Below are 3,698 nucleotides of genomic sequence, written 5' to 3' on the forward strand. Positions count from 1 at the left end.
GTTTCTATATACTTGGCTATTGGGCGCTTACGTATATTATGTTAAATTAGCTAAGTCTTCGGAAGAATCGCAGCATGGACATTCGTCATTTCATCTTGGATCACCAGTTCCTAATCAATTTTTTGATGGTTTAAACCAAAATATTTTAGGTTGATCTTATTTCAAATGGGTTAAAGTGGCCTCTGGCTTCTTTTCCTAAAGTTTCAGATAATTCTATTACCCATTTCTCCTAATTGGAATGTAGAGCCCAAGCTTTTTAAATATTGTTTCTGCATGATTGTTATAGATTTCTTTGACTTGAGATTGAATTTTTAATATTAATTTACTGATATATCTCATAAACAATTCTTCCAATCAAATTTTAAATTTGTAACAAAAACTCTTGTTTGATGTGGTAGATTTTTTATAAAATAGGAATAAATGGAAACAGTTTAATTACAGGATGATGAATCAAGGTCAGGAGTAAATTTTAGAGTATAATCTCTCTATACAAACTACGGAGGTCGGAATATGAGGACTTATGAAAGTAAGGAAGCTTTAAAAAATGAGATAAAGATAGCTTTTGAAAAATATATTTCAGAATTTGATAATATCCCAGAAGAATTAAAAGACAAAAGAGTGGTAGAAGTTGATAGAACGCCAGCAGAAAATCTTGCCTATCAAGTAGGTTGGACTTCTTTAATTTTAAAATGGGAACAAGATGAGAAAAATGGACTAGATGTCAAAACACCATCTGATCAATTTAAGTGGAATCAACTTGGAAACTTATATCAATGGTTTACAGATACCTATGCTCATAAATCGTTAAAGGAACTAAAAGAACAACTATCACAGAATATAGAGGATATTTATATTATGATAGATGAATTAACAGATGAAGAATTGTTTAAACCACATATGAGAAAATGGGCCGATGGCGCAACAAAAACAGCTATTTGGGAAGTGTACAAATTCATTCATGTCAATACGGTAGCACCATTTGGAACATTTAGAACTAAGATTAGAAAATGGAAAAAAATGGTGAGTTTATAAATTAAGCTAAGGAGTTAATGACTAGAAAAATAAATACCAATCTAGCAAACCATAAAATACATTCGATTTATCTCGGATGGTTTATTATACATTATTCGGTTTGCTTGTGAAAAGGAGCTAAGGACACGAATTTCAAATGGCTTTTATATTTTGACTAGTAATAGGCATAGTTCATTACGTTAAAGTAGCGAATTTTAAGGAAGGTAAATGGTAGGAAGATTTTATTGAGTTTATAGAAAAGTAACACAAACAATAAATTTAACGTTAAAGAAAATTTGACAACAAATTAAAGTTGTGCTATATTACAAATAACAAAACATAGAAAGGGGAATAGTTCTTGAAGGAAGTTCATATCTTAAACACTTTAGAAGAGATAAATATCGTAAGTGATCCTATAAGACTTAAAATAATTATGACCCTAGGAGCCACACCTAAAACGGCTCAGGATTTGTCAGATACTTTAGGTGTTAGCCGATCAAAAATCCATTACCACTTAAAAATATTAGAACAGAATGGCATTATAGAAGTTGTGGATACAGAGTTAATTAATGGAATTACGCAAAAATATTTCTTACCAGTAGCCAAAGCTTTTATACCAAATAGCAACATATTCAACAATAATTTTGAAGAAAAACAATTAACTTTCAAAATTCCAAGCAGAGTGTATGATTCATTTGAAGAAGAATTAAATGAACTCATAAATAAGTATAGTAGGGAAGACGAAGACGACGAAAACTTCCAAGTGCAAATTTATAAATTATCTTAAAAATCTATAAATATCTTAAAACCAGTAAGTAAAAGCTTACTGGTAAAAAAAGAAATAACTGTCAATAAAAGCTAAACGTTAAATATAAGGAGTATGTTCAAAATGATTAAAAGAAAAGATTTCTATGTCCTACTTATAGGACGACTAATTACAAATTTTGGTGATAGCCTTTATGCTATCGCTTCAACCCTATTGGTTTATCAAATGAGCGGGTCTACAGTATACTCAGGTATAACGCTATTTTTAACTTCATCAACTGCCATAGTTCAATTGCTTCTAAGTCCCATTTTGGATAAGATTAATATGAAGAAGTTTTTGATATTATCCCAATTTATACAAGCTATTTTAATATTAATTATTCCAGCCTTGTATTATTTGGAAAAATTAAATGTCTACCACATTATGGTTTTAATGCCAATAATATCCTTGATTAATCAACTGGTTTATCCCGGACAGATTTCTTTACTACCTAAGATTCTTTCCGAAGAAGAACTTGTAACAGGAAATTCTTTAATGACTATGGCTTATCAAGGATCTAATGCAATATTTGACACCCTAGCAGGTTTTATTATATCTATCTTTGGCTTTATGACCGCTTTTTACGCTGATAGTGTCAGTTTCATTTTAACTGGGCTTTTATTTTGCCTTTTATCAAAAAAGCTAAGCCATTACAATGAACGAGGAAATAAAAATGAAGGGTCTCTAATTAAAAGTCACTTTAAGGGTCTTAAAGAAGGTTTAGACTTATTTAAGGATTCTAGGATTTTTGCTCTCATTCTTGGTGTGGTCTTTATAAATTTCTCTGCCACATCTATAAGTGCCGTTTTACCAGCTTTTGCTAAAGATGAGATCTTTTATAGTCTTATGCTTGCAGGTATGGGTGGTGGTGTCTTACTAGGTTCTTTATTTGCTGGTTTTCCAAAACTAAAGGAAGTAACCTTAGGAAAACTTTATGTTTATGGAATGATTATCGTGTCCTTAGCTTGGATATGCGTTTCTTACTTCGATTCAAATATTAAAGTTGCAGTTGTCTTGTATGCTATTGGTTGGTTCGTAGTCGGTATAGTGAATGTTTATGCTCAAACCATGGTGCAGATGATTGTACCAAGTGAAAAAATTGGTTCTGCTATGGGGGCTATGGTTGGTATTTCTACCTTTATGGCACCATTCGGAGCTTTGCTTGGTGGATATATAGGAGAGTATTTATCAAGTCCAAAAGCAATACTAATTGCAAGTATAATTATACTTCTAGTTGCGATTTACTGGGCTTTAAATGAGAATATTAGAAAACTCCCAGCTGTAAATAATTTTCATGAGGTATTTGATGTTGAGAAATAATAAATTTGAAATTACCTATGATGAAGTGAAAAAATTCATGCTAAATTTCTGTTCAACTTATATAATGAACCAACAATAAATAGTATTGAAGTAAATAAAAAGGGAATAATAGAAATGATTTCAATATTAAAGACAATAGGATTTTTCAATACCACCAACACTTTATTATTTATGGTTTGAATAAATAATGAAAATATAGGAGTGTGTATGATTTATGATGTGAACTTAGAACAAAATGTTTGTTTGCTGGGTATAGTTCTAAATCCACAGTAATGAAACAAAGGTTTAGGAACGGTTATACTTGAAGATTTAATTGAAATTGCTAAAAATTCATTGAATGTTACCTCAATTAAAAGTGTTGTGTAGTCACGATCTTAATAGCCATTACGATAAGTCATTCTATTGGGATCACGTTAATAAGCTTCGTTAACTAAGTATTCATCCCGTTCTTTCTCCATCCGTAGATTTAATATCTTGGTTAAAATACTCTTAGATAGGTTGTCTTTTACTTCTACGTCAATTAAGTTTTAAATTTCTTCTAGATTCAGTGTAAAATGTACTT

The 3,698-nt window shown here is 30.6% G+C and carries 3 protein-coding genes; all 3 read left to right on the forward strand.

The annotated features are described in order from the left end of the window. Positions 1–510 precede the first annotated feature (510 nt). Positions 511–1,032 carry a ClbS/DfsB family four-helix bundle protein gene (locus tag HMPREF2811_RS06945; RefSeq protein WP_071408709.1) on the forward strand — a complete coding sequence of 174 codons (522 nt, stop codon included), beginning with the start codon at positions 511–513 and terminating at the stop codon, positions 1,030–1,032. A 337-nt stretch (positions 1,033–1,369) separates the two neighbouring features. Next, positions 1,370–1,798, forward strand: coding sequence for an ArsR/SmtB family transcription factor (locus HMPREF2811_RS06950; RefSeq protein WP_071408710.1), 429 nt, complete (start codon positions 1,370–1,372; stop codon positions 1,796–1,798). Between the two features lie 102 nt (positions 1,799–1,900). Then, on the forward strand, positions 1,901–3,136 hold the full coding sequence (locus HMPREF2811_RS06955; RefSeq protein ID WP_210386558.1) for an MFS transporter: 1,236 nt from the start codon (positions 1,901–1,903) through the stop codon (positions 3,134–3,136). Positions 3,137–3,698 lie beyond the last annotated feature (562 nt).

Origin of the sequence: Globicatella sp. HMSC072A10 (assembly GCF_001811625.1) — a bacterium.
Lineage (GTDB): Bacteria > Bacillota > Bacilli > Lactobacillales > Aerococcaceae > Globicatella > Globicatella sanguinis.

Bases quoted from the DNA above. Each gene is read 5' to 3' on its own strand.
- HMPREF2811_RS06945 (WP_071408709.1), top strand. From the start codon at position 511: ATGAGGACTTATGAAAGTAAGGAAGCTTTAAAAAATGAGATAAAGATA.
- HMPREF2811_RS06955 (WP_210386558.1), top strand. From the start codon at position 1,901: ATGATTAAAAGAAAAGATTTCTATGTCCTACTTATAGGACGACTAATT.